The 18,328-nt window shown below is 46.0% G+C and carries 28 protein-coding genes; 7 read left to right on the plus strand and 21 right to left on the minus strand.

The features are described from left to right. Nucleotides 1-202: 202 nt before the first annotated feature. Genes EYR25_RS19645 through EYR25_RS19660 form a run of 4 tightly spaced genes read right to left on the minus strand, consistent with a single transcriptional unit; the run spans nt 203 to nt 3,802 of the window. Entirely contained in the window at nt 203-784 is a 582-nt protein-coding gene (locus tag EYR25_RS19645) for a TlpA disulfide reductase family protein (protein ID WP_133182405.1), read from the minus strand. Further along, nucleotides 781-1,260 (minus strand): heme lyase NrfEFG subunit NrfF, encoded by a 480-nt coding sequence (nrfF, locus tag EYR25_RS19650; RefSeq protein ID WP_023265618.1) that lies wholly within the window; start codon nt 1,258-1,260, stop codon nt 781-783. Before nrfF ends, EYR25_RS19645 begins: the two co-directional genes overlap by 4 nt. Further along, a complete protein-coding gene (locus EYR25_RS19655) occupies nt 1,257-1,811 on the minus strand; it encodes a DsbE family thiol:disulfide interchange protein (RefSeq protein WP_023265617.1) in 555 nt (184 codons plus the stop codon). Before EYR25_RS19655 ends, nrfF begins: the two co-directional genes overlap by 4 nt. Before the next feature lie 11 nt (nt 1,812-1,822). Further along, the gene (locus tag EYR25_RS19660) at nt 1,823-3,802 is read right to left on the minus strand and encodes a heme lyase CcmF/NrfE family subunit (protein ID WP_133182407.1); all 1,980 of its coding nucleotides are present in this window, start codon (nt 3,800-3,802) and stop codon (nt 1,823-1,825) included. A 399-nt stretch (nt 3,803-4,201) separates the two neighbouring features. Here EYR25_RS19660 and ccmI point away from each other — a divergent pair, with 399 nt between their 5' ends. Further along, nucleotides 4,202-5,449, plus strand: coding sequence for a c-type cytochrome biogenesis protein CcmI (gene ccmI, locus EYR25_RS19665; RefSeq protein WP_133182972.1), 1,248 nt, complete (start codon nt 4,202-4,204; stop codon nt 5,447-5,449). 83 nt (nt 5,450-5,532) lie between these two features. Here the strand turns inward: ccmI and EYR25_RS19670 are convergent, their stop codons facing one another. Continuing rightward, entirely contained in the window at nt 5,533-5,832 is a 300-nt protein-coding gene (locus EYR25_RS19670; protein WP_011621040.1) for a c-type cytochrome, read from the minus strand. 325 nt (nt 5,833-6,157) lie between these two features. On the opposite strand from EYR25_RS19670, the gene ccmA reads away from it, so the two are divergent. The 6 genes from ccmA to EYR25_RS19700 all read left to right on the plus strand — a co-directional run bounded on the left by ccmA (nt 6,158) and on the right by EYR25_RS19700 (nt 10,060). Continuing rightward, the gene (ccmA, locus tag EYR25_RS19675) at nt 6,158-6,808 is read left to right on the plus strand and encodes a cytochrome c biogenesis heme-transporting ATPase CcmA (protein ID WP_023265615.1); all 651 of its coding nucleotides are present in this window, start codon (nt 6,158-6,160) and stop codon (nt 6,806-6,808) included. Nucleotides 6,809-6,819: 11 nt separating this feature from the next. Next, on the plus strand, nt 6,820-7,506 hold the full coding sequence (gene ccmB / locus EYR25_RS19680) for a heme exporter protein CcmB (protein ID WP_023265614.1): 687 nt from the start codon (nt 6,820-6,822) through the stop codon (nt 7,504-7,506). Between the two features lies 1 nt (nt 7,507). Continuing rightward, a complete protein-coding gene (locus tag EYR25_RS19685; protein WP_133182409.1) occupies nt 7,508-8,254 on the plus strand; it encodes a heme ABC transporter permease in 747 nt (248 codons plus the stop codon). After that, the gene (gene ccmD, locus EYR25_RS19690; protein WP_023265612.1) at nt 8,254-8,454 is read left to right on the plus strand and encodes a heme exporter protein CcmD; all 201 of its coding nucleotides are present in this window, start codon (nt 8,254-8,256) and stop codon (nt 8,452-8,454) included. The genes EYR25_RS19685 and ccmD overlap by 1 nt, the downstream gene beginning before the upstream one ends. Further along, a complete protein-coding gene (ccmE, locus tag EYR25_RS19695) occupies nt 8,451-8,936 on the plus strand; it encodes a cytochrome c maturation protein CcmE (protein ID WP_023265611.1) in 486 nt (161 codons plus the stop codon). The genes ccmD and ccmE overlap by 4 nt, the downstream gene beginning before the upstream one ends. A gap of 119 nt (nt 8,937-9,055) precedes the next feature. Beyond that, nucleotides 9,056-10,060: an ABC transporter substrate-binding protein gene (locus tag EYR25_RS19700; protein WP_133182412.1), complete on the plus strand. Its 1,005-nt coding sequence runs from the start codon at nt 9,056-9,058 to the stop codon at nt 10,058-10,060. Between the two features lie 151 nt (nt 10,061-10,211). Here EYR25_RS19700 and rplQ read toward each other — a convergent pair whose 3' ends face one another. The 16 genes from rplQ to rplX form a co-directional block, all read right to left on the minus strand. Beyond that, entirely contained in the window at nt 10,212-10,607 is a 396-nt protein-coding gene (gene rplQ / locus EYR25_RS19705) for a 50S ribosomal protein L17 (RefSeq protein ID WP_011621033.1), read from the minus strand. 40 nt (nt 10,608-10,647) lie between these two features. After that, entirely contained in the window at nt 10,648-11,637 is a 990-nt protein-coding gene (locus tag EYR25_RS19710; protein WP_011070632.1) for a DNA-directed RNA polymerase subunit alpha, read from the minus strand. 24 nt (nt 11,638-11,661) lie between these two features. Next, nucleotides 11,662-12,282 (minus strand): 30S ribosomal protein S4, encoded by a 621-nt coding sequence (rpsD, locus tag EYR25_RS19715; RefSeq protein WP_011070631.1) that lies wholly within the window; start codon nt 12,280-12,282, stop codon nt 11,662-11,664. Nucleotides 12,283-12,313: 31 nt separating this feature from the next. Then, nucleotides 12,314-12,706, minus strand: a complete 393-nt coding sequence (gene rpsK, locus EYR25_RS19720; RefSeq protein ID WP_006083577.1) for a 30S ribosomal protein S11 — start codon at nt 12,704-12,706, stop codon at nt 12,314-12,316. A gap of 14 nt (nt 12,707-12,720) precedes the next feature. Further along, entirely contained in the window at nt 12,721-13,077 is a 357-nt protein-coding gene (gene rpsM, locus EYR25_RS19725) for a 30S ribosomal protein S13 (RefSeq protein ID WP_011070630.1), read from the minus strand. A gap of 115 nt (nt 13,078-13,192) precedes the next feature. Continuing rightward, nucleotides 13,193-13,306: a 50S ribosomal protein L36 gene (gene rpmJ, locus EYR25_RS19730; RefSeq protein WP_006083579.1), complete on the minus strand. Its 114-nt coding sequence runs from the start codon at nt 13,304-13,306 to the stop codon at nt 13,193-13,195. A 21-nt stretch (nt 13,307-13,327) separates the two neighbouring features. Beyond that, nucleotides 13,328-14,668, minus strand: a complete 1,341-nt coding sequence (gene secY / locus EYR25_RS19735) for a preprotein translocase subunit SecY (RefSeq protein ID WP_011621032.1) — start codon at nt 14,666-14,668, stop codon at nt 13,328-13,330. Between the two features lie 7 nt (nt 14,669-14,675). Then, nucleotides 14,676-15,110: a 50S ribosomal protein L15 gene (gene rplO / locus EYR25_RS19740; protein WP_011070628.1), complete on the minus strand. Its 435-nt coding sequence runs from the start codon at nt 15,108-15,110 to the stop codon at nt 14,676-14,678. Between the two features lie 3 nt (nt 15,111-15,113). Then, nucleotides 15,114-15,296, minus strand: coding sequence for a 50S ribosomal protein L30 (rpmD, locus tag EYR25_RS19745; protein ID WP_007644440.1), 183 nt, complete (start codon nt 15,294-15,296; stop codon nt 15,114-15,116). 6 nt (nt 15,297-15,302) lie between these two features. Continuing rightward, nucleotides 15,303-15,806: a 30S ribosomal protein S5 gene (rpsE, locus tag EYR25_RS19750; RefSeq protein ID WP_007644438.1), complete on the minus strand. Its 504-nt coding sequence runs from the start codon at nt 15,804-15,806 to the stop codon at nt 15,303-15,305. 12 nt (nt 15,807-15,818) lie between these two features. Then, nucleotides 15,819-16,169 carry a 50S ribosomal protein L18 gene (gene rplR / locus EYR25_RS19755; RefSeq protein ID WP_023266116.1) on the minus strand — a complete coding sequence of 117 codons (351 nt, stop codon included), beginning with the start codon at nt 16,167-16,169 and terminating at the stop codon, nt 15,819-15,821. A 10-nt stretch (nt 16,170-16,179) separates the two neighbouring features. Then, nucleotides 16,180-16,713 carry a 50S ribosomal protein L6 gene (rplF, locus tag EYR25_RS19760; protein WP_011715466.1) on the minus strand — a complete coding sequence of 178 codons (534 nt, stop codon included), beginning with the start codon at nt 16,711-16,713 and terminating at the stop codon, nt 16,180-16,182. A gap of 10 nt (nt 16,714-16,723) precedes the next feature. Then, nucleotides 16,724-17,116: a 30S ribosomal protein S8 gene (gene rpsH / locus EYR25_RS19765; RefSeq protein ID WP_007644434.1), complete on the minus strand. Its 393-nt coding sequence runs from the start codon at nt 17,114-17,116 to the stop codon at nt 16,724-16,726. A 24-nt stretch (nt 17,117-17,140) separates the two neighbouring features. Then, a complete protein-coding gene (rpsN, locus tag EYR25_RS19770; RefSeq protein WP_011715465.1) occupies nt 17,141-17,446 on the minus strand; it encodes a 30S ribosomal protein S14 in 306 nt (101 codons plus the stop codon). 10 nt (nt 17,447-17,456) lie between these two features. Beyond that, nucleotides 17,457-17,996, minus strand: coding sequence for a 50S ribosomal protein L5 (rplE, locus tag EYR25_RS19775; protein ID WP_011621029.1), 540 nt, complete (start codon nt 17,994-17,996; stop codon nt 17,457-17,459). Between the two features lie 12 nt (nt 17,997-18,008). Further along, a complete protein-coding gene (rplX, locus tag EYR25_RS19780) occupies nt 18,009-18,323 on the minus strand; it encodes a 50S ribosomal protein L24 (RefSeq protein WP_011070623.1) in 315 nt (104 codons plus the stop codon). Between the last annotated feature and the right edge of the window lie 5 nt (nt 18,324-18,328).

The following is an 18,328-nucleotide window of genomic DNA, read 5'->3' on the forward strand; positions in this document are numbered from 1 at the left end:
TTGCAAACTTCTTGCTGCTTTCGAATCAAGTGCACATTTTGCATTCGATTCTCACTGATACCGCATTCGCTTTTGCTGTCTGCCGTGTCAGTGGATGCGCATTATAGGCAGCAGAACTTTTTGTGCAAGGGCTTTTTAAAAGAAAAAAGATCGCATGGCGATCTTTTCTACAATGGCGTTCTATTTACGCGCAATCTGCTGCTTAATTCAGCTTTTTCGCGCCTTTATCGATAAAACCTTGGATCAACGATACGGCTTTTGCATCATCCCAATCGACAAATGATCGCACAAACGCGATCAATTGGCCGTTTTGATCGAGAATAAAGGTCGCGGGGATAGTATCTAATGGAAACACCTGCCCGAGGTTTTGTTCTGGATCGTAGTAGGAATTAAAGTTCGCCATTCCTAATGAGGTTAAAAATGGCTGAACCTGCTGTTTGCCATCCGCATCGATAGAGATAGGTAACAGTGCAAACTCTTCCGCTTTAAACTTTGTCGCCAAGCGTTCAATCGCAGGTAACTCTCTGACACAGGGAGGACACCAAGTCGCCCACATGTTTACCATCACGACTTTGCCTTTGTATTGGCTGAAATCGAGCGCCTTGCCATCGACATCACTAAAGGCAACGGGCTCGATGGGATAAGTCTTGGGTAGAACGTTAATCAGATCGACTGTCGACTCTATCGGCTTATTTGCCTGCTGCATGCCGGGGTACGCTTGGGCACCACCAGCAAAGGCAACAGACAGACTCGCAAGGATTGCAGCTAAGGCAAATGACTTCATTTATTATCACGCTTTAATAAAGCATCGAGCGCTTTTTGATCTTCGGCACTGATCTCAGGCTCGGTCGCGCCACCGATGCGTTGTTTGCGGATAAAGATGAAACCAATGATAAGACCGAGCAGCAGCAAACCCACTGGGCCTAACCAAAGAATATAGGTCTTGGTTTCCATTTTAGGTTTGTAGAGAACGAACTCACCATAGCGGCTCGTCATAAACTCGATGATCTCATCATCGCCCTTGCCTTCATCAACCATCTTGTAGACTTCGAGACGCAGATCTCGGGCAACGGGAGAGTTAGAGTCGATCAGGTTTTGGTTTTGACATTGCGGGCAACGCAGTTCATGGGCCAGCGATAAACCACGTTTTTGGTTTTCTGGCGATTTAAACTCGTAGGTGTCGACGGGTGTCGCCATGGCCGTTGTTGCCATACTCAGCAACAACACTAAACCACCGATGATTTTTGTCAGAGTTTTCACGCTGCACCATCCTTCGCCGCTTCAGCTTGTAATTGTTGGATCATCGGGTACAAAGTTTCGCTCCATACGCGCTGGTCGATTGGACCCGCGTAACGGTAACGAATAATGCCTTTATGATCGACAATAAAGCTTTCTGGTGCACCATAAACCCCTAGGTCTAAGCCTAAACGACCATCCTTATCAAAGATATTGATATTATAAGGGTCACCCTGACGCTTTAATTCTTCCAGTGCGGGAATACGCTCATCGCGATAGTTAATCCCATAGATCGGCAGAATATTCTGGCGTTTCAGCATCACTAGATAAGGATGCTCATACTTACAGGATGGACACCAAGTAGCCCAGACATTGAGTAGCGAGACTTTGCCTTTCAGTTGCTCATTGGTAATCATCTCGCTTGGTGTTTCGAGACGTTCCAGTTGGAAAGCCGGAATAGGCTTTCCTTCCAGAGCTGAATCCAGTTTCTGTGGATTTAAAAACAATCCTTTGTATAAAAATACCCCCATGCCAAGAAAGATGACTAATGGGATAAACAGAACCAACTTCTTCATATATTCCCCAACTATTGCGCGGTAGCTAATTTCGCTTTTTCAGCTTGTGGCTTAACCGTAGCCGCCACTTTTGAGCGATAGCGTTTATCCGATGCGGCGAAGAAACCACCGACCATCATGAATATTGCTCCAAACCATAACCAACGAACAAATGGCTTGTAGTTCAAACGCACAGCAAACTCGGTGCTGCTGATTGGGTCGCCCATGGTGACATATAAGTCACGGAACAGACCCCAATCGATACCCGCTTCGGTCATGTCCATAGTACGCACATTGTATTGGCGACGATCAGGCTTAAGTAACGTCAGCAGTTTATCGCCTTTGTAGATCTCAATTTGACCTTGCTGCGCGGTGTAGTTAGGACCGACAACGTTCTTAGTCTCGAGATACTTAAAGGTATAACCCGCAAGCTCTTGGCTCACGCCTGGGCCCATACGCACACTCTTCTCAACCGAGTAGTTCGATACCATAGTGGCACCAATCACCGACACGGCAATACCTAAGTGGGCTAAGATCATCCCTAGTTCACTGCGGCCCATACGTGCCACGCTCACTTCGCCTTCTTTTGGCTTAACGATATTATACGCGGCTCTTGCCGTCGCTAATACAATCCAAGACGCGGCGGCGATACCACAGGCAACCCAAGCGTTGAACGCACCATCAACAATAAACGGTGTCACGATACCAATCGCAGCAGAGACTAATGCTGGCACCAGTAATTGGCGCTTGAGTTCACCAGCTTTGGATTTCTTCCAACGGATGATTGGACCTATACCCATAAAGCCAAACAGTACGAGGACAATTGGTACAAACACAGCGTTGAAGTATGGAGGTCCAACAGAAATCTTACCCATGCCGAGAGCATCGATCAGCAGTGGGTATAGAGTTCCTAACAACACAGTACCCGCTGCAACCGTGAGTAACACGTTACAGACTAACAGCATAGTTTCTTTTGATTTCAGCTCGAAACGTGCTGGGCTGCTCATTTCACTGGCGCGGAAGGCAAACAGCGTGAGCGAGCCGCCGATAGCTAAACCAAGCAGCAACAGAATAAACATACCGCGGCTTGGATCGGCTGCGAAGGAGTGCACTGAGGTCAGAACACCCGAACGTACGATAAAGGTACCAAGCAAGCTTAATGAGAAAGCGAAGATAGACAGCAATACCGTCCAGTTCCGGAAAGCACCGCGTTTCTCAGTCACGATCAATGAGTGCATCAGAGCTGTACCCACTAACCAAGGCATAAAGGAAGCGTTTTCGACAGGATCCCAGAACCACCAGCCACCCCAGCCTAATTCGTAGTATGCCCACCAAGAACCTAATGCAATACCGCCAGTGAGGAAAATCCATGCAGCTAAAGTCCAAGGGCGTGACCAACGTGCCCATGCTGAGTCAAGGTGACCACTCATGAGAGCGGCAATCGCAAACGCAAAGCTCACCGAGAAACCCACATAACCTAAATACAGCATAGGTGGATGGAAGATTAAGCCCACATCCTGCAGCATTGGGTTTAAGTCTCGTCCCTCGGCAGGCATAGGAAATAAACGCTCAAATGGGCTGGATGTCAGCAGCATAAATAAACTGAAACCAATCAGGATCAATGCCAACACAGCGAGAACTCGAGCAGTAAAGACTTCTTCCAAGCCTTTACTGAATAAGGCAACCGCAGCAGCCCACGTCGATAGCGCAAACACCCAGAACAACAGTGACCCTTCATGACCGCCCCATACGGCCGCAATCTTAAAGAAGATAGGTAACTGAGAATTAGAGTGATGTGCTACATAGGCAACGGAGAAGTCATCAACGGCGAAGCTGTAACCAAGAGATACTACGGATAAAGCGATAAAAAAGAACATTCCGTAGGTTAACGGCCAAGCATACCTCACTAGATATTGGTCTTTACGGGCAACACCTATAAGGGGAACGAAGACTAATAGGAAGGCGAATGCCACTCCTATAATCAACGAAAAGTGTCCAAGTTCTGGGATCATGGGTTTTCCTCAGTCTCTAATAATATGTTGATTTAGAAAGACTCTAGACCAACGCACAACATGCTGTTCACACAAATGCACGAAATTTGGTTCATTTTAGTATTTGCTATTGTTCCTGTCTGCCTCTTTCATACAAAACTGGGTGACTTGTCTCATTCTCGATTTTTGTCGAAATGGAGCCATCACAGGCCTACAGTTTTGCATGTGACAGATAAATGAGCCTTAAGTTTCATACAAAATTCACTCTATGGATCAATTTGTGAACCAGTGCCCAACTATCAGTTTTCACTGCAGTGAAGGTCTTATATTACTGTTCAATGAATAATCTTTACGTATAATCTTGCTTCCAAGCCGGCGGTCACAACCGCTTTTATGCAAACTAAAGTGAATATAGAAACAATGACGACATTTTGGATTTTTATTGCGCTTGTTGTGTTGGTCAGCTTAATGCTGATCTGGATCCCGCATTTCAGACAGCAAAAGTTATTACGCACTGAAGAGGCTGGCGTTCGTAAACAAACGAACCTTGAACTGTTCAATCAACGTCTTGCGACTCTCGAAAAAGAACTCAATGAAGAACTGCTAGACCAAGCCGAGTTTGATGCACTGAAGAAAGAGCTAGAAATCAGCCTGCTCCAAGACATCAAACAAGCGAGCGATGAATCACTCGTCAACCAGATCAAACCAAAAAGCATTTTATGGCCATCGGTCATGTCGGTCTGCTTGCTCGCCATTTCAGGTTATCTCTATCAACACTTAGGCGCCTTCGAAAATATTGACAACGCGCAACCTGCTAACCCACATGCAGGTATGGACGCGGCGCAAATCATGGCGCAGCGCGTACAGATGATGGAAGCACAAGTACAAGCCGAACCTGAAAACAGCCAAGCTTGGTTCAGCCTAGGTCACGCTTATATCTCTGCTAATCAGTTCGATAAAGCCGTTGCCGCCTTCGATAAAGTGATGGAATTAGTCGGTAAGCACGCTGAATTAATTGGTCCAAAAGCAACAGCCTTGTACTATAAAGCGGGTCAACAAATGACACCGCAAATTCAAGCCCTGATCGATGAATCCTTAGCACTAGATCCACAGGATCCATCGACCTTACTGCTCGTAGGTATGGATGCTTTCTTCACCGCTAACTATCAAAAAGCCATTGATTCATGGCAAACCATTCTCAATAGCGACCGCACCGATGTAGACCGTGCCGCGCTGATGAATGCCATTGAAACGGCAAACCTGCGTATGCAAGGCGAAACCGCTGGCATGCCAAACGATGATGTCCACAAGCAGGCAAAAGTTGCGACTAAGTCTGTGAGCATTGCGATTTCAATTTCACCCGAACTGGCCGCACAAGCTGGCCCAGATGACACTATCTTCGTCTTCGCCCGCGCGACTGAAGGTCCTAAAGTGCCATTAGCGGCAACTAAGGTGAGCGCAAAATCTTTACCTGTAACAGTAACTCTCGATGACAGCACGGGTATGGGCGGCGATGTGAAACTGAGCCAAACTGCGAGTGTTGAAGTGATTGCGGTGTTGTCTAAGCATGGCAATATCAAACCTCAAGCAGGAGATATTCAAGGCAAGGTCAGCAAAGTGAATGTGGGTGACACTGCAAGCTTAGTGTTAGATACCCAAGTGCAATAAGTTGTCCGCACCTAGCGCTAAGTTTCGGCTTAGCGCAGACATAAAAAAACCGGCTGATGCCGGTTTTTTTAACACTGCAAAAATTACTGAGCTTTAGACATAAACTCGATAGCTGCTTTGTAATCTTCGTCAGTACAATCAGTACACATACCACCTGGTGGCATTGCGTTTAAGCCAGTTTTTACACTGTGTAACAGAGTGTCCATACCTTTTGCTAAGCGTGGTTCCCACTCAGCAGCGTTGTGCGCCTTTGGAGCACCAGCAACACCCATGCTGTGGCATACGGTACATGCCTTGTTGAAAATAGCTTCAGCATCTTGAGCTGAAACGTTGACTGACATAGTCAAAGCAGCGACTGCAGTCATTGCTAACAGTTTTTTCATGTTCAATGTTCCTAATGCAAATACGTACAAAGCTCTCGCTGCCCTTTGAGGCAGACTCATTATAGCGGACTAAGATTACTACAAACTTCAATAAATCTCATCTTTTTGTGATTAGAATCTCAGCACAAATGATATAAGGCGACAAGCGTGACAAATTCGTTAATATATTAGCAAGTATTAAAAAAGTTCGATTAGTTCGAGAAATATTGCGGTTATTGGAACCACATCAAATTGCTGACATCTAGTATTAAGCAAGTGTAAACCCCGCAATATCGTTTGTGTTAGAATCACTTGTGTTTCCTTCCGGCTTGAGATAGAGGGTTCAGTGACAAATATAACTTCAGTAAACACACTGGTATCGGCGAGCAAGCTGACATGTATCCGCGAAGAACGCATCCTATTTGATGAATTAAGTTTTGATATTAATGCTGGCGATATCGTCCAGATCGAAGGCCCAAATGGCGCCGGCAAAACCAGTTTATTACGTATATTGGCAGGCTTATCTCGTCCTTACGCTGGACAAACTTTTTATCTCAATGAAGATATTAACCGTTGCCGCGACGAATATAACGAAGATCTATTGTATTTAGGCCATCTTGCCGGGGTGAAATCCGAATTAACCGCTGAAGAAAACCTTAACTTCAATTTAAGAATCAGTGGCTATGATGATTTCGATACTTCCGCCATTCTCGCTAAAGTGAATTTAACGGGGTTTGAGGAAGCACTCGCAGGGCATTTATCCGCTGGTCAACACCGCCGTACAGCATTAGCCAGACTCTGGCACAATGACTGTAAAGTGTGGATCCTCGATGAGCCTTTTACCGCAATCGATAAAAGAGGTGTCGAAGAGCTTGAACAGTTATTCATTCAACATGCGGATAATGGTGGCTGTGTGATCCTCACCACTCACCAAGATATGGGCATTATCAAAGATGATAGGCTTCGTAAAATTCGTCTAGATTATCGCTTCGTATAAGGTTTGGCATAATGAAAAGAGGCATCAGCTTTACTACAGCGTTTTTCACCTTACTGCAACGGGATCTAAAAATCGCTATTCGTCACCGCGGCGATATCTTTAATCCCTTGTTATTCTTCATCATGGTCGTCACCTTATTCCCACTCGGTATCGGCCCTGAACCACAAATGCTAGCCCGTATTGCCCCAGGGATTATTTGGGTTGCGGCATTACTCGCATCTATGCTTTCACTCGAGCGCCTATTTAAAGCCGACTTTAGCGATGGCAGCTTAGAGCAAATGCTACTCAGCCCACAGCCACTATCGGTTTTAGTGTTAGCCAAAGTATTAGCCCACTGGCTACTGACTGGCGTGCCACTCATTATTATCGCGCCACTGCTGGCGGTGCTGCTCAATTTAGACACCAACAGTTATGGTGCACTGATTGCAACACTTACACTAGGCACACCAGTTTTATCTCTCTTGGGCGCAATTGGTGTGGCCCTAACTGTGGGTCTGCGTAAAGGCGGCGTGTTGCTGAGTCTGCTTATTTTACCACTTTATATTCCTGTGCTGATTTTCGCGACCAGCGCCATTGATGCTGCAGGAATGAATTTACCCTATGATGGTCAGCTCGCTATAATTGGCGCCATGTTGATCGGTTCGTTAACCTTAGCACCCTTTGCAATTGGTGCATCTCTGCGAGTGAGTACTAACTAAAATGTGGAAATGGTTACACCCTTACGCGGATCCTGAACGCGCTTACAAGTTATCAGGAACATTATTTCCATGGTTTGCCACCTTGGCCTGTCTTTTCATTACCGTCGGCACAGTATGGGGATTATTATTTGCCCCAACAGATTACCAACAGGGTGATAGCTACCGAATTATCTTTATCCATGTGCCTGCAGCCTCGATGTCAATGGCTGCCTACATGGGCATGGCGACAGCCGCATTTATTGGCCTAGTATGGCAAATTAAACTGGCAGATTGGGCTGCGGCATCCATTGCACCTATTGGCGCCGTGATTACCTTTATTGCCCTCTTTACTGGTGCGGCTTGGGGCAAGCCAATGTGGGGAACCTGGTGGGTATGGGATGCGCGTCTAACGTCTGAATTAGTACTACTCTTCCTTTATTTAGGTGTGATCTCGCTCTATGCCTCCTTTGAAGACAAAGTGCTGGCAGCACGTGCAGCGGGGATCTTAGCGATCGTCGGCGTGATCAACATTCCGATCATCAAATACTCCGTTGAATGGTGGAGCTCTCTGCATCAACCATCAACCATTAAAATTACCTCTAAATCGACTATGTCGAGTGAAATGTTATACCCACTTTTAATCAATATTTTAGGTTTCGGCCTTATGATAGGGGCTATCACTATTGTGAGATTTAGAGCAGAAATCTTAGCAAGAAATGGCATGCGCCCTTGGGTACGTGAACTTGCTAAAGCTGAGGAGGTCAAATAATGCAATTCGATTCTATCAGTGATTTTTTCAACATGGGTGGCTATGCCTTTTATGTATGGCTTGCCTATGGCGTGACCTTCTTCTGTTTGTCGACGCTAATCATCACAAGCGCGCGCCAAAAGCGTAAAGTGCTTATTGAAATTGCGAAGAAAATGGACCGCGAAGAACGCCTTAAAGAGACTAGGAGTACCAAATCGTGAACCCAAGACGTAAAAAGAGACTGACGTTAGCAGTAGCATTAATCGGTGGTGTAGCCGCGATTGCTTCGCTTCTGTTGTATGCGCTGAACTCCAACTTAAACTTATTCTATACACCGTCTGAAATTGTGCACGGCAAAGCCGATACTGGCGTTAAACCCGAAGCGGGCCAACGAATTCGCGTAGGCGGCATGGTAACAGTTGGTTCTATGGTGCGCGATCCAAACAGCCTGCACGTACAGTTTGCCGTGCATGACTCATTAGGTGGCGAAATTCTCGTTACCTATGACGATCTGCTGCCGGATCTGTTCCGTGAAGGCCAAGGTATCGTAGCACAAGGCGTATTAGGTGAGGACGGTAAATTGGCTGCAACCGAAGTACTGGCTAAGCATGATGAAAACTACATGCCACCAGAAGTTGCCGAAGCCATGGGGCAAAAGCATGAGAAGTTAGATTACAGCCAGCAAAAATCAGCTGCTCAATAATCAAGAGTTCGGCAAAGCATATTAATAGTTATAGGCCTCCATTCGGAGGCCTTTTTATTGCCTACTGTAGACCCAAGGCTGAACTATACTCAAAGCTGGGCTCCACTAGGAAACTAACCATGGGTTTAATTAAGTCATTAATTAAAAGATGGCGTCAGGTTTTCAGCCTAACTCTTATAGGATTTCAACCGGCAGTTTACGCGGCAAAAGTTGTTGTTATTGAAAGCTATCATCAAGGCTATATGTGGGATAAGCAATATTACCAAGCCATTCTAGATACGTTAGCACCAGAAAATGAAGTAACTCACTTTGAAATGGACACAAAGCGATTGCCTAAAAATCAGCATCCCAAGCGTGCAGATCTAGCGTGGCAATTTATTCAACAACAGCAGCCAGAGCTTGTTATCCTAGCTGATGATAACGCTGTTAATTACCTTCACCGGCGCTTAAATGCTTCACAAATACCAGTGGTATACCTTGGGATCAATATGAATCCTAGAGAATACCATTTGAATGAATATAAAAATTTTACGGGTGTGCTTGAAAGACCTTTACTGAGGCGATCTCTGCTGCTATTACAACGAATATTACCCCCAACAAAGCATAGAAAAATATTAGTACTATTTGACCAAAGCGATACCTCAAAGCTTGCAGCTGAGTATATAAGCAAGCAACAACTAAGTATGCTTAGCGATGTTGAAGTTGAAATCTTGCAGCTAAAACAACTCGATGAATGGCGAAAGCAAGTGTTACAGGCAAAAGATAATGGTTTTAGCGCAATCGTTATCGCCCTTTACCATGCTGTTAGGGATGACCAAGATCAGTCAGTCAATGCAGAAGATTTATTAAAATGGATTTCAACTAACACACCTGTTCCTAATTTCGGTTTTTGGGGATTCAGTATTTACAATGAAGGTAATGTAGGTGGTTATGTTCTAGATGGTTACCAACACGGAAAGATTGCAGCCAAAATGGCTTTGAGGATCTTGGAGGGTGAGAAACCCGAAGATATCTTCCCAGTGACCGATGACGTCGGCCAATTTATGTTTAGCCGCAAAGGATTGAAGAAATGGCACTTAAACCTTCCGACAGAAATCGAGAAACAAACGTCCTGGGTTGAGTGATAACACACTATTAAATGCATATATCACTTTCTAAAACAGTGGATAGGCAAATTACATGATGAATGAGTAGAAGGACTTGCTAAGCTGGCGTAGTCATTCAAAACAAAAAACCGGGCCTAGAGCCCGGTTTTTTCAATCTTTGTAACCTTAATTACTCAGCAGCTTCAACTTCAACAGCTTGAGCAGCTTCTGGACGACCTACTAGCTCGATGTAAGCCATTGGGGCTTTATCACCAGCACGTAAACCGCACTTAAGGATACGGGTGTAGCCACCAGGACGTTCCTGGTAACGTGGACCCAATTCAGTGAATAACTTACCTACGACTTCAGCGTCGCGAGTACGTGCAAACGCTAAACGACGGTTTGCAACGCTGTCACTCTTAGCAAGTGTTATCAGAGGCTCAACTACGCGACGCAGTTCTTTCGCTTTAGCTACGGTTGTCTTGATGATCTCATGACGAACCAGTGAGCTTGCCATGTTACGGAACATAGCTTGGCGGTGGCTGCTGTTGCGGTTAAGTTGACGACCACTCTTACGATGGCGCATGACCTAATCCTTATAACCTAAATCTGTACAAACCTGAGACTTATAGGTCGTCTGCTAAACTAGCTGGAGGCCAGTTTTCAAGACGCATACCTAACGACAGTCCGCGAGAAGCTAAAACGTCCTTAATTTCAGTAAGAGATTTCTTACCTAAGTTAGGGGTCTTGAGCAGCTCAACTTCAGTACGCTGTACCAGATCTCCGATGTAATGAATCGCTTCGGCTTTCAAACAGTTAGCCGAACGTACAGTTAGCTCTAAATCGTCGACAGGACGCAACAGAATCGGATCGAACTCCGGCTTCTCTTCTTTCATTTCTGGCTCAGTCACATCGCGCAGTTCAACGAACGCATCCAGCTGTTCAGCTAAGATGGTTGCAGAACGACGGATAGCTTCCTCAGGATCGATAGTACCGTTAGTGGTCATATCAATAACGAGTTTATCTAAGTCAGTACGCTGTTCAACACGAGCTGCTTCTACATTGTAGGCAATACGTGCAACTGGCGAGAAAGAAGCATCAACCAGCAAACGACCGATTGGGCGATCATCGTCTTCAGTCTGTGCACGAGCAGATGCTGGCACATAACCACGACCACGCTCAACGCGAATACGCATGCTGATATCATTGTTACCTGTTAAATGACAGATAACATGATCAGGATTCACGATAGTGACATCACCATCATGCGTGATATCTGCTGCGATGACAGGGCCTGCGCCGGACTTGCTTAATGTAAGCATAGCCTCGTCTTTACCCTCGATAGTCACTGCTAACCCTTTCAGGTTCAGCAAGATTTCAAGGATATCTTCTTGTACGCCTTCCTTACTGCTGTATTCGTGCAGCACGCCGTCAATCTCGACTTCGGTAACCGCGCAGCCGGGCATAGACGACAATAGGATGCGACGCAACGCGTTACCTAAAGTGTGGCCGAAACCACGCTCAAGCGGTTCCAAAGTAACCTTGGCACGTGTTGAGTTAACCTGCTCGATATCAACGAGACGCGGTTTAAGAAATTCTGTAACAGAACCCTGCATTGTGTCCTCTCTTGTTTGTTAGCTTTACTTAGAGTAAAGCTCGACGATCAGCTGTTCGTTAATTTCCGCAGACAAATCGCTACGTTCTGGAATACGCTTGAAAGCACCTTCCATTTTCGCGCTGTCGACTTCAACCCATGTAGGCTTCTCGCGTTGAGCAGCCACTTCTAAAGCCGCTTTGATACGAGCTTGAGTGCGTGACTTTTCACGGATGCTTACAACATCATTCGCAGACACTTTGAATGACGGAATGTTAACAACACGACCGTTAACCATAACAGATTTATGGCTTACTAGCTGACGTGATTCTGCACGAGTCGCACCGAAACCCATACGATAAACAACGTTATCTAAACGAGTTTCTAAAAGTTGCAACAGGTTCTCACCGGTGTTGCCTTTCAGACGTGCAGCCTCTTTGTAGTAGTTACGGAATTGTTTTTCTAACACACCGTAAATACGACGAACTTTTTGTTTTTCGCGTAACTGTAAACCGTACTCTGACAGACGTGGCTTACGAGCGCCATGCTGTCCTGGTGCAGATTCCAGTTTACACTTTGAATCGATTGCTCTCACACCGCTTTTTAAGAAAAGGTCAGTACCTTCTCGGCGGCTGAGCTTGAGCTTGGGACCCAAGTATCTTGCCATGATCTTTCTCCAACTATCCTAATGAAACGCGTTATACACGACGTTTTTTAGGAGGACGACAACCATTATGAGGGATCGGCGTCACATCGGTAATGTTGGTAATTTTGTAACCAACAGCGTTCAGCGCACGAATGGCTGATTCACGACCTGGACCTGGACCCTTCACAAACACTTCAAGGTTTTTTAAACCGTAGTCTTGAGCAGCAGCACCTGCACGCTCAGCAGCTACTTGAGCAGCAAATGGAGTAGATTTACGTGAACCACGGAAACCTGAACCACCTGAAGTAGCCCATGACAACGCATTACCTTGACGATCTGTAATGGTGACAATTGTGTTGTTGAAAGAAGCATGGATATGAGCCATGCCATCTGCAACCTGTTTACGTACGCGCTTACGCGGAGAACGTGACGGAACTTTAGCCATTGTCTACCTTCCCGTTACTTCTTAATTGGTTTACGTGGACCTTTACGCGTACGCGCATTGGTCTTAGTACGTTGCCCACGAAGAGGCAGGCTACGACGATGGCGGAGACCACGATAGCAACCAAGGTCCATCAGACGCTTGATGTTCATGGAAATCTCACGACGTAAGTCACCTTCTACTAAGTATTTGGCAACTTCTTCGCGTAGGGTGTCGATTTGAGCTTCGCTCAATTCCTTGATCTTAGCAGTTTCAGCAATTGACGTAGCTGCGCAGATTGCTCTAGCGCGAGTACGGCCGATGCCGAAAATTGCAGTCAATGCGATGACTGTATGCTTTTGATCAGGAATGTTAATGCCAGCGATACGGGCCACTATGCACTCCTTAAGTTAAAGGCCAACTGCGAAAAGCCCGAAAGGATACTCGACAGTTGACAGATTTGCAAACAATATTTTGTTCAGCCCAACATTGGGCTGAACAATCTTTCAATTAGCCTTGACGCTGTTTGTGTTTTGGTTCAACACAGATAACGCGTACAACGCCACTACGCTTGACGATCTTGCAGTTACGGCAGATCTTCTTCACGGAAGCTCGAACTTTCATTTCATCACTCCGTAAAGCTACTTAGCGACCAAAGCGATCTAAGTTCGCTTTGTTTACTAGGTTAGCTTTCTTCATCACAGACTCATACTGATGTGACATCATATGGGTCTGAACCTGAGCCATGAAGTCCATGATTACGACTACCATAATTAGTAGTGAAGTACCGCCAAAATAGAACTGTACTTTCCACGCAATTAACATGAACTCCGGAATTAAACAGATAAAGGTAATGTATAACGCGCCAGCTAATGTCAGGCGAGTCATTACTTTATCAATGTAACGCGAAGTCTGTTCTCCAGGACGGATCCCAGGGATGAATGCACCACTCTTCTTCAGGTTATCTGCTGTTTCACGTGGGTTAAATACCAACGCAGTATAGAAGAAACAGAAGAAGATAATCGCTGCTGCATACAATAATGAGTAAAGCGGTTGTCCTGGTGACACGGCCAGTGAAAAATCACTTAACCATGACATAGACTCATTTTGACCAAACCACTGAGCCAGTGTGCCTGGGAACAAAATGATGCTTGACGCAAAAATTGGGGGAATTACACCCGCCATGTTTATTTTCAGCGGCAAGTGAGTAGATTGCGCAGCGAATACCTTACGGCCTTGCTGGCGCTTAGCGTAGTTAACAACGATACGACGTTGACCACGTTCTACAAACACCACGAAATAAGTCACAGCAAAAATAATTACCGCGAGCAACAACAATACTAACACATTCAGGTCACCTTGACGCGCCTGCTCAGCCGTTTGGCCGATAGCGGAAGGTAATCCAGCAACAATACCTGCGAAAATTAAAATCGAGATACCATTACCTATACCTCGTTCGGTAATTTGCTCACCAAGCCACATCAGGAACATGGTTCCTGTTACTAAGCTCACAACCGCAACAAAGTAGAAACCGAATCCAATGTTGACCACAAGGCCTGGGACTAAGTTTGGTAACCCTGTTGCAATACCGATCGACTGGAATGTACCCAGCACCAACGTGCCCCAACGTGTGTACTGACTGATTTTTTTACGTCCAGACTCGCCTTCTTTTTTCAATTCAGCGAGTGCAGGATGCACCACAGTCAATAACTGCATGATAATCGATGCCGAAATATACGGCATGATACCTAATGCAAAGATAGAAGCACGGGAAAGAGCACCACCCGAGAACATGTTAAACATGCCAAGGATGGTACCTTTTTGCTGAGCAAACAGCTCTGCTAATACAGCTGCGTCAATACCAGGAATTGGCACAAACGAACCGGCTCTAAAGACGATAATCGCACCAATCACGAACAGGAGGCGAGCTTTCAATTCAGAAAGTCCACCTTTCGCGCTTTTTAAATCAAGTCCTGGTTTTGCCATCGACGTATTATTCCTCGATCTTACCGCCAGCAGCTTCAATCGCTGCACGTGCACCTTTGGTTACCTTCAGACCTTTTACGGTCACTGGGCGCTCAATGGTACCTGAAAGAACGATTTTCGCAAACTGGATGTTGCGAGTAATTACGTTCGCATCTTTCAGAGCGTTTAAGTCGATAACATCACCGTTAACTTTAGCCAGTTCGAGTACACGAACTTCAGCTGTTACCATAGCGCGACGCGAGGTAAAACCAAATTTAGGTAAACGGATCTTAAGTGGCATTTGACCACCCTCGAAGCCTGGGCGTACACCGCCACCGCTACGAGATTTTTGGCCTTTGTGACCACGACCAGCAGTTTTACCTAAGCCTGAACCCATACCACGGCCTACACGCTTTGGTGCATGCTTAGCGCCTGCAGCTGGAGATAGAGTATTTAAACGCATCTATTAATCCTCCACCTTTACCATGTAGTAGACCTTGTTGATCATACCGCGAACTGAAGGAGTATCTTCTAATTCAACAGTGTGACCAATGCGACGCAGACCAAGACCAGTTAAGGTCGCACGGTGCTTTGGTAAACGACCGATAGCACTTTTAGTCTGAGTAACTTTTACAGTTTTAGTTGCCATGGTGCATTACCCCCGAATTTCGTCAACATTCAGGCCACGCTTAGCTGCGATTTGCGAAGGTGACTTCATGTGCACCAGAGCATCTACAGTCGCGCGAACGATGTTGATCGGGTTAGTAGAACCGTATGCTTTTGACAAAACGTTATGAACGCCTGCTACTTCCAATACGGCACGCATTGCGCCACCGGCGATAATACCGGTACCCTGTGATGCTGGTTGCATGTATACACGTGAACCAGTATGACGACCTTTAACTGGATGATGCAGAGTGCCTGCATTCAACTCAACGGTCACCATGTTACGACGGGCTTTTTCCATAGCTTTTTGAATCGCTGCTGGAACTTCGCGCGCTTTACCATAGCCATAGCCGACCTTACCGTTACCATCACCCACTACTGTTAGTGCAGTGAAGCTAAAGATACGACCGCCCTTAACTACTTTAGAAACACGATTAACTGCAATTAATTTCTCTTGCAGATCGTCTTTTTGCTGAGCTTCTAATTTAGCCATTTTTATAACCCCTTAGAACTGGAGGCCAGCTTCACGAGCAGCATCTGCCAGAGCAGCTACACGACCGTGATACTTGAAACCAGAACGATCGAACGCAACAGAAGTTACGCCTTTCTCGATCGCGCGCTCAGCAATAAATTTACCTACTGCTTTAGCCGCGTCTACGTTACCGGTACTCTTCAGTTGCTCTTTAACCGCTTTTTCCACGGTTGAAGCAGCTGCCACCACCTGAGCTTCAGGATTGATCACCTGAGCATAAATGTGACGCGGTGTACGATGTACAACCAGACGGTTCACGCCCAGCTCTTGGATCTTCTTACGAGCGCGAATAGCGCGACGTAAGCGAGATGTTTTCTTATCCATATCGCGTTACCTACTTCTTCTTAGCCTCTTTACGGCGTACTTCTTCGTCGTCATAGCGAACACCCTTGCCTTTGTATGGCTCTGGTGGACGGTATCCGCGAATCTCAGCAGCGACTTGGCCAATTAACTGCTTATCAACGCCACGTAGGACGATGTCAGTTTGGCTTGGACACTCTGCAGTAACGCCTGCGGGCAGTTTGTGTACTAACGGATGAGAGAAACCTAAAGTCAGGTCAATGTCAGAACCGACGAGCTTCGCACGGTAACCAACGCCAACTAACTTTAACTTACGCTCAAAACCTTGAGATACACCAACAACCATGTTGTTTACTAATGCACGTGTGGTACCAGCCTGTGCCCAAGCGCCAACAGCGCCTTCCACAGGTAGGAACTTGATCACGCCATCTTCAATAACAACATTGACCGCATTGTTGATCACTCGAGTCAGACTTCCTTTCGCGCCTTTGACGGTCAGGGTCTGTTCGTTTAAGGTCACCTCTACGCCAGCTGGAATAGATACTGGTGCTTTTGCTACACGAGACATTCCTAGCTCCTTATGCTACGTAGCAGATAACCTCGCCACCCATGCCTGCAAGGCGGGCGGCACGATCAGTCATCAGGCCTTTAGAAGTGGACACAATTGCGACACCCAGTCCGCCCATCACTTTTGGTAACTCGTTTTTACCTTTGTAAATACGAAGACCAGGACGGCTTACGCGCTGGATAGTCTCAACGACTGGTTGGCCTTGGAAATACTTTAAAGTGATTTCCAGTTCAGGCTTGGCTTCATCTGCTACGGCGTAATCAGCGATGTAACCTTCTTCTTTAAGCAGTTTCGCGATAGCGACTTTCAGCTTAGCAGAAGGCATCTTCACAGATACTTTGTTAGCAGCTTGGCCGTTACGAATACGGGTTAACATATCCGCAATAGGATCTTGCATGCTCATATTAGCTTACTCCGTGACAAGTGCTTACCAGCTAGCCTTACGCAGGCCAGGAACTTCACCACGCATGGTTGCTTCACGTAACTTGATACGGCTTAAACCGAACTTACGCAGGAAACCATGTGGGCGACCAGTTTGATTACAACGATTGCGTTGACGCGATGCGCTGGAATCACGTGGTAGAGCTTGCAGCTTTAATACTGCGTCCCAACGGTCTTCGTCAGAAGAAGCTGGACTTGCAATAATTGCTTTCAGAGCAGCGCGCTTTTCAGCGAACTTAGCTACGAGCTGTGCACGCTTTGCTTCACGTGCTTTCATTGATGTTTTTGCCATTACGCTACCCTTATTTCTTGAATGGGAAGTTAAAAGCGTCTAACAAAGCACGACCTTCTTCGTCAGTATTCGCAGAGGTAGTGATAACAATATCCATACCGCGAATTTTATCGATTTTATCGTAATCGATTTCTGGGAAAATGATCTGCTCACGCACGCCCATTGCGTAGTTACCACGGCCGTCGAACGCTTTAGCGCTCAGACCACGGAAGTCACGAATACGTGGGATTGCGATGTCAACTAAACGCTCTAAGAATTCCCACATACGCTCACCGCGCAGGGTCACTTTACAGCCAATAGGGTAGCCTTCACGGATTTTAAAACCAGCAACTGATTTACGAGCAACAGTCACTACTGGTTTTTGACCAGCGATTGCAGTCATGTCACGAACAGCATGTTCCATAACTTTTTTGTCTGCAACGGCTTCGCCAACACCCATGTTCAGGGTGATTTTCTCAATCCGAGGGACTTGCATGACACTGGTATAACCGAACTTTTTAGTCAGTTCAGCGACAACAGTCTCTTGATATTTATCATGCAGTTTCGCCATCGTTTACTCCAGTTACTTAACGAGTTCACTGTTCGATTTAAAGAAACGAACTTTTTTGCCGTCTTCAAATCGGAAACCAACACGATCCGCCTTGCCAGTGACAGGGTTAAAGATCGCAACATTTGATGCTTGAATCGGTGCTTCTTTCTCAACAATACCACCGGCTACACCCAGTTGTGGGTTTGGCTTTTGGTGTTTCTTGACAAGATTGATGCCTTCAACAATTAACTTACCAGTAGGTAATACCTGAGCAACTTTAGCGCGTTTGCCCTTGTCTTTACCTGCTAATACGATTACTTCGTCTTGACGACGGATTTTAGCTGCCATTTTGA

This window comes from Shewanella decolorationis (assembly GCF_004354305.1).
Classification (GTDB): Bacteria; Pseudomonadota; Gammaproteobacteria; order Enterobacterales; family Shewanellaceae; genus Shewanella; species Shewanella decolorationis.

Bases quoted from the DNA above. Each gene is read 5' to 3' on its own strand.
- EYR25_RS19645 (WP_133182405.1), bottom strand. From the start codon at position 784: ATGAAGTCATTTGCCTTAGCTGCAATCCTTGCGAGTCTGTCTGTTGCC.
- EYR25_RS19655 (WP_023265617.1), bottom strand. From the start codon at position 1,811: ATGAAGAAGTTGGTTCTGTTTATCCCATTAGTCATCTTTCTTGGCATG.
- EYR25_RS19660 (WP_133182407.1), bottom strand. From the start codon at position 3,802: ATGATCCCAGAACTTGGACACTTTTCGTTGATTATAGGAGTGGCATTC.
- ccmI (WP_133182972.1), top strand. From the start codon at position 4,202: ATGACGACATTTTGGATTTTTATTGCGCTTGTTGTGTTGGTCAGCTTA.
- EYR25_RS19670 (WP_011621040.1), bottom strand. From the start codon at position 5,832: ATGAAAAAACTGTTAGCAATGACTGCAGTCGCTGCTTTGACTATGTCA.
- ccmB (WP_023265614.1), top strand. From the start codon at position 6,820: ATGAAAAGAGGCATCAGCTTTACTACAGCGTTTTTCACCTTACTGCAA.
- EYR25_RS19685 (WP_133182409.1), top strand. From the start codon at position 7,508: ATGTGGAAATGGTTACACCCTTACGCGGATCCTGAACGCGCTTACAAG.
- ccmD (WP_023265612.1), top strand. From the start codon at position 8,254: ATGCAATTCGATTCTATCAGTGATTTTTTCAACATGGGTGGCTATGCC.
- EYR25_RS19700 (WP_133182412.1), top strand. From the start codon at position 9,056: ATGGGTTTAATTAAGTCATTAATTAAAAGATGGCGTCAGGTTTTCAGC.
- rplQ (WP_011621033.1), bottom strand. From the start codon at position 10,607: ATGCGCCATCGTAAGAGTGGTCGTCAACTTAACCGCAACAGCAGCCAC.
- EYR25_RS19710 (WP_011070632.1), bottom strand. From the start codon at position 11,637: ATGCAGGGTTCTGTTACAGAATTTCTTAAACCGCGTCTCGTTGATATC.
- rpsD (WP_011070631.1), bottom strand. From the start codon at position 12,282: ATGGCAAGATACTTGGGTCCCAAGCTCAAGCTCAGCCGCCGAGAAGGT.
- rpsK (WP_006083577.1), bottom strand. From the start codon at position 12,706: ATGGCTAAAGTTCCGTCACGTTCTCCGCGTAAGCGCGTACGTAAACAG.
- rpmJ (WP_006083579.1), bottom strand. From the start codon at position 13,306: ATGAAAGTTCGAGCTTCCGTGAAGAAGATCTGCCGTAACTGCAAGATC.
- secY (WP_011621032.1), bottom strand. From the start codon at position 14,668: ATGGCAAAACCAGGACTTGATTTAAAAAGCGCGAAAGGTGGACTTTCT.
- rplO (WP_011070628.1), bottom strand. From the start codon at position 15,110: ATGCGTTTAAATACTCTATCTCCAGCTGCAGGCGCTAAGCATGCACCA.
- rpmD (WP_007644440.1), bottom strand. From the start codon at position 15,296: ATGGCAACTAAAACTGTAAAAGTTACTCAGACTAAAAGTGCTATCGGT.
- rpsE (WP_007644438.1), bottom strand. From the start codon at position 15,806: ATGGCTAAATTAGAAGCTCAGCAAAAAGACGATCTGCAAGAGAAATTA.
- rplR (WP_023266116.1), bottom strand. From the start codon at position 16,169: ATGGATAAGAAAACATCTCGCTTACGTCGCGCTATTCGCGCTCGTAAG.
- rplF (WP_011715466.1), bottom strand. From the start codon at position 16,713: ATGTCTCGTGTAGCAAAAGCACCAGTATCTATTCCAGCTGGCGTAGAG.
- rpsH (WP_007644434.1), bottom strand. From the start codon at position 17,116: ATGAGCATGCAAGATCCTATTGCGGATATGTTAACCCGTATTCGTAAC.
- rpsN (WP_011715465.1), bottom strand. From the start codon at position 17,446: ATGGCAAAAACATCAATGAAAGCACGTGAAGCAAAGCGTGCACAGCTC.
- rplE (WP_011621029.1), bottom strand. From the start codon at position 17,996: ATGGCGAAACTGCATGATAAATATCAAGAGACTGTTGTCGCTGAACTG.
- rplX (WP_011070623.1), bottom strand. From the start codon at position 18,323: ATGGCAGCTAAAATCCGTCGTCAAGACGAAGTAATCGTATTAGCAGGT.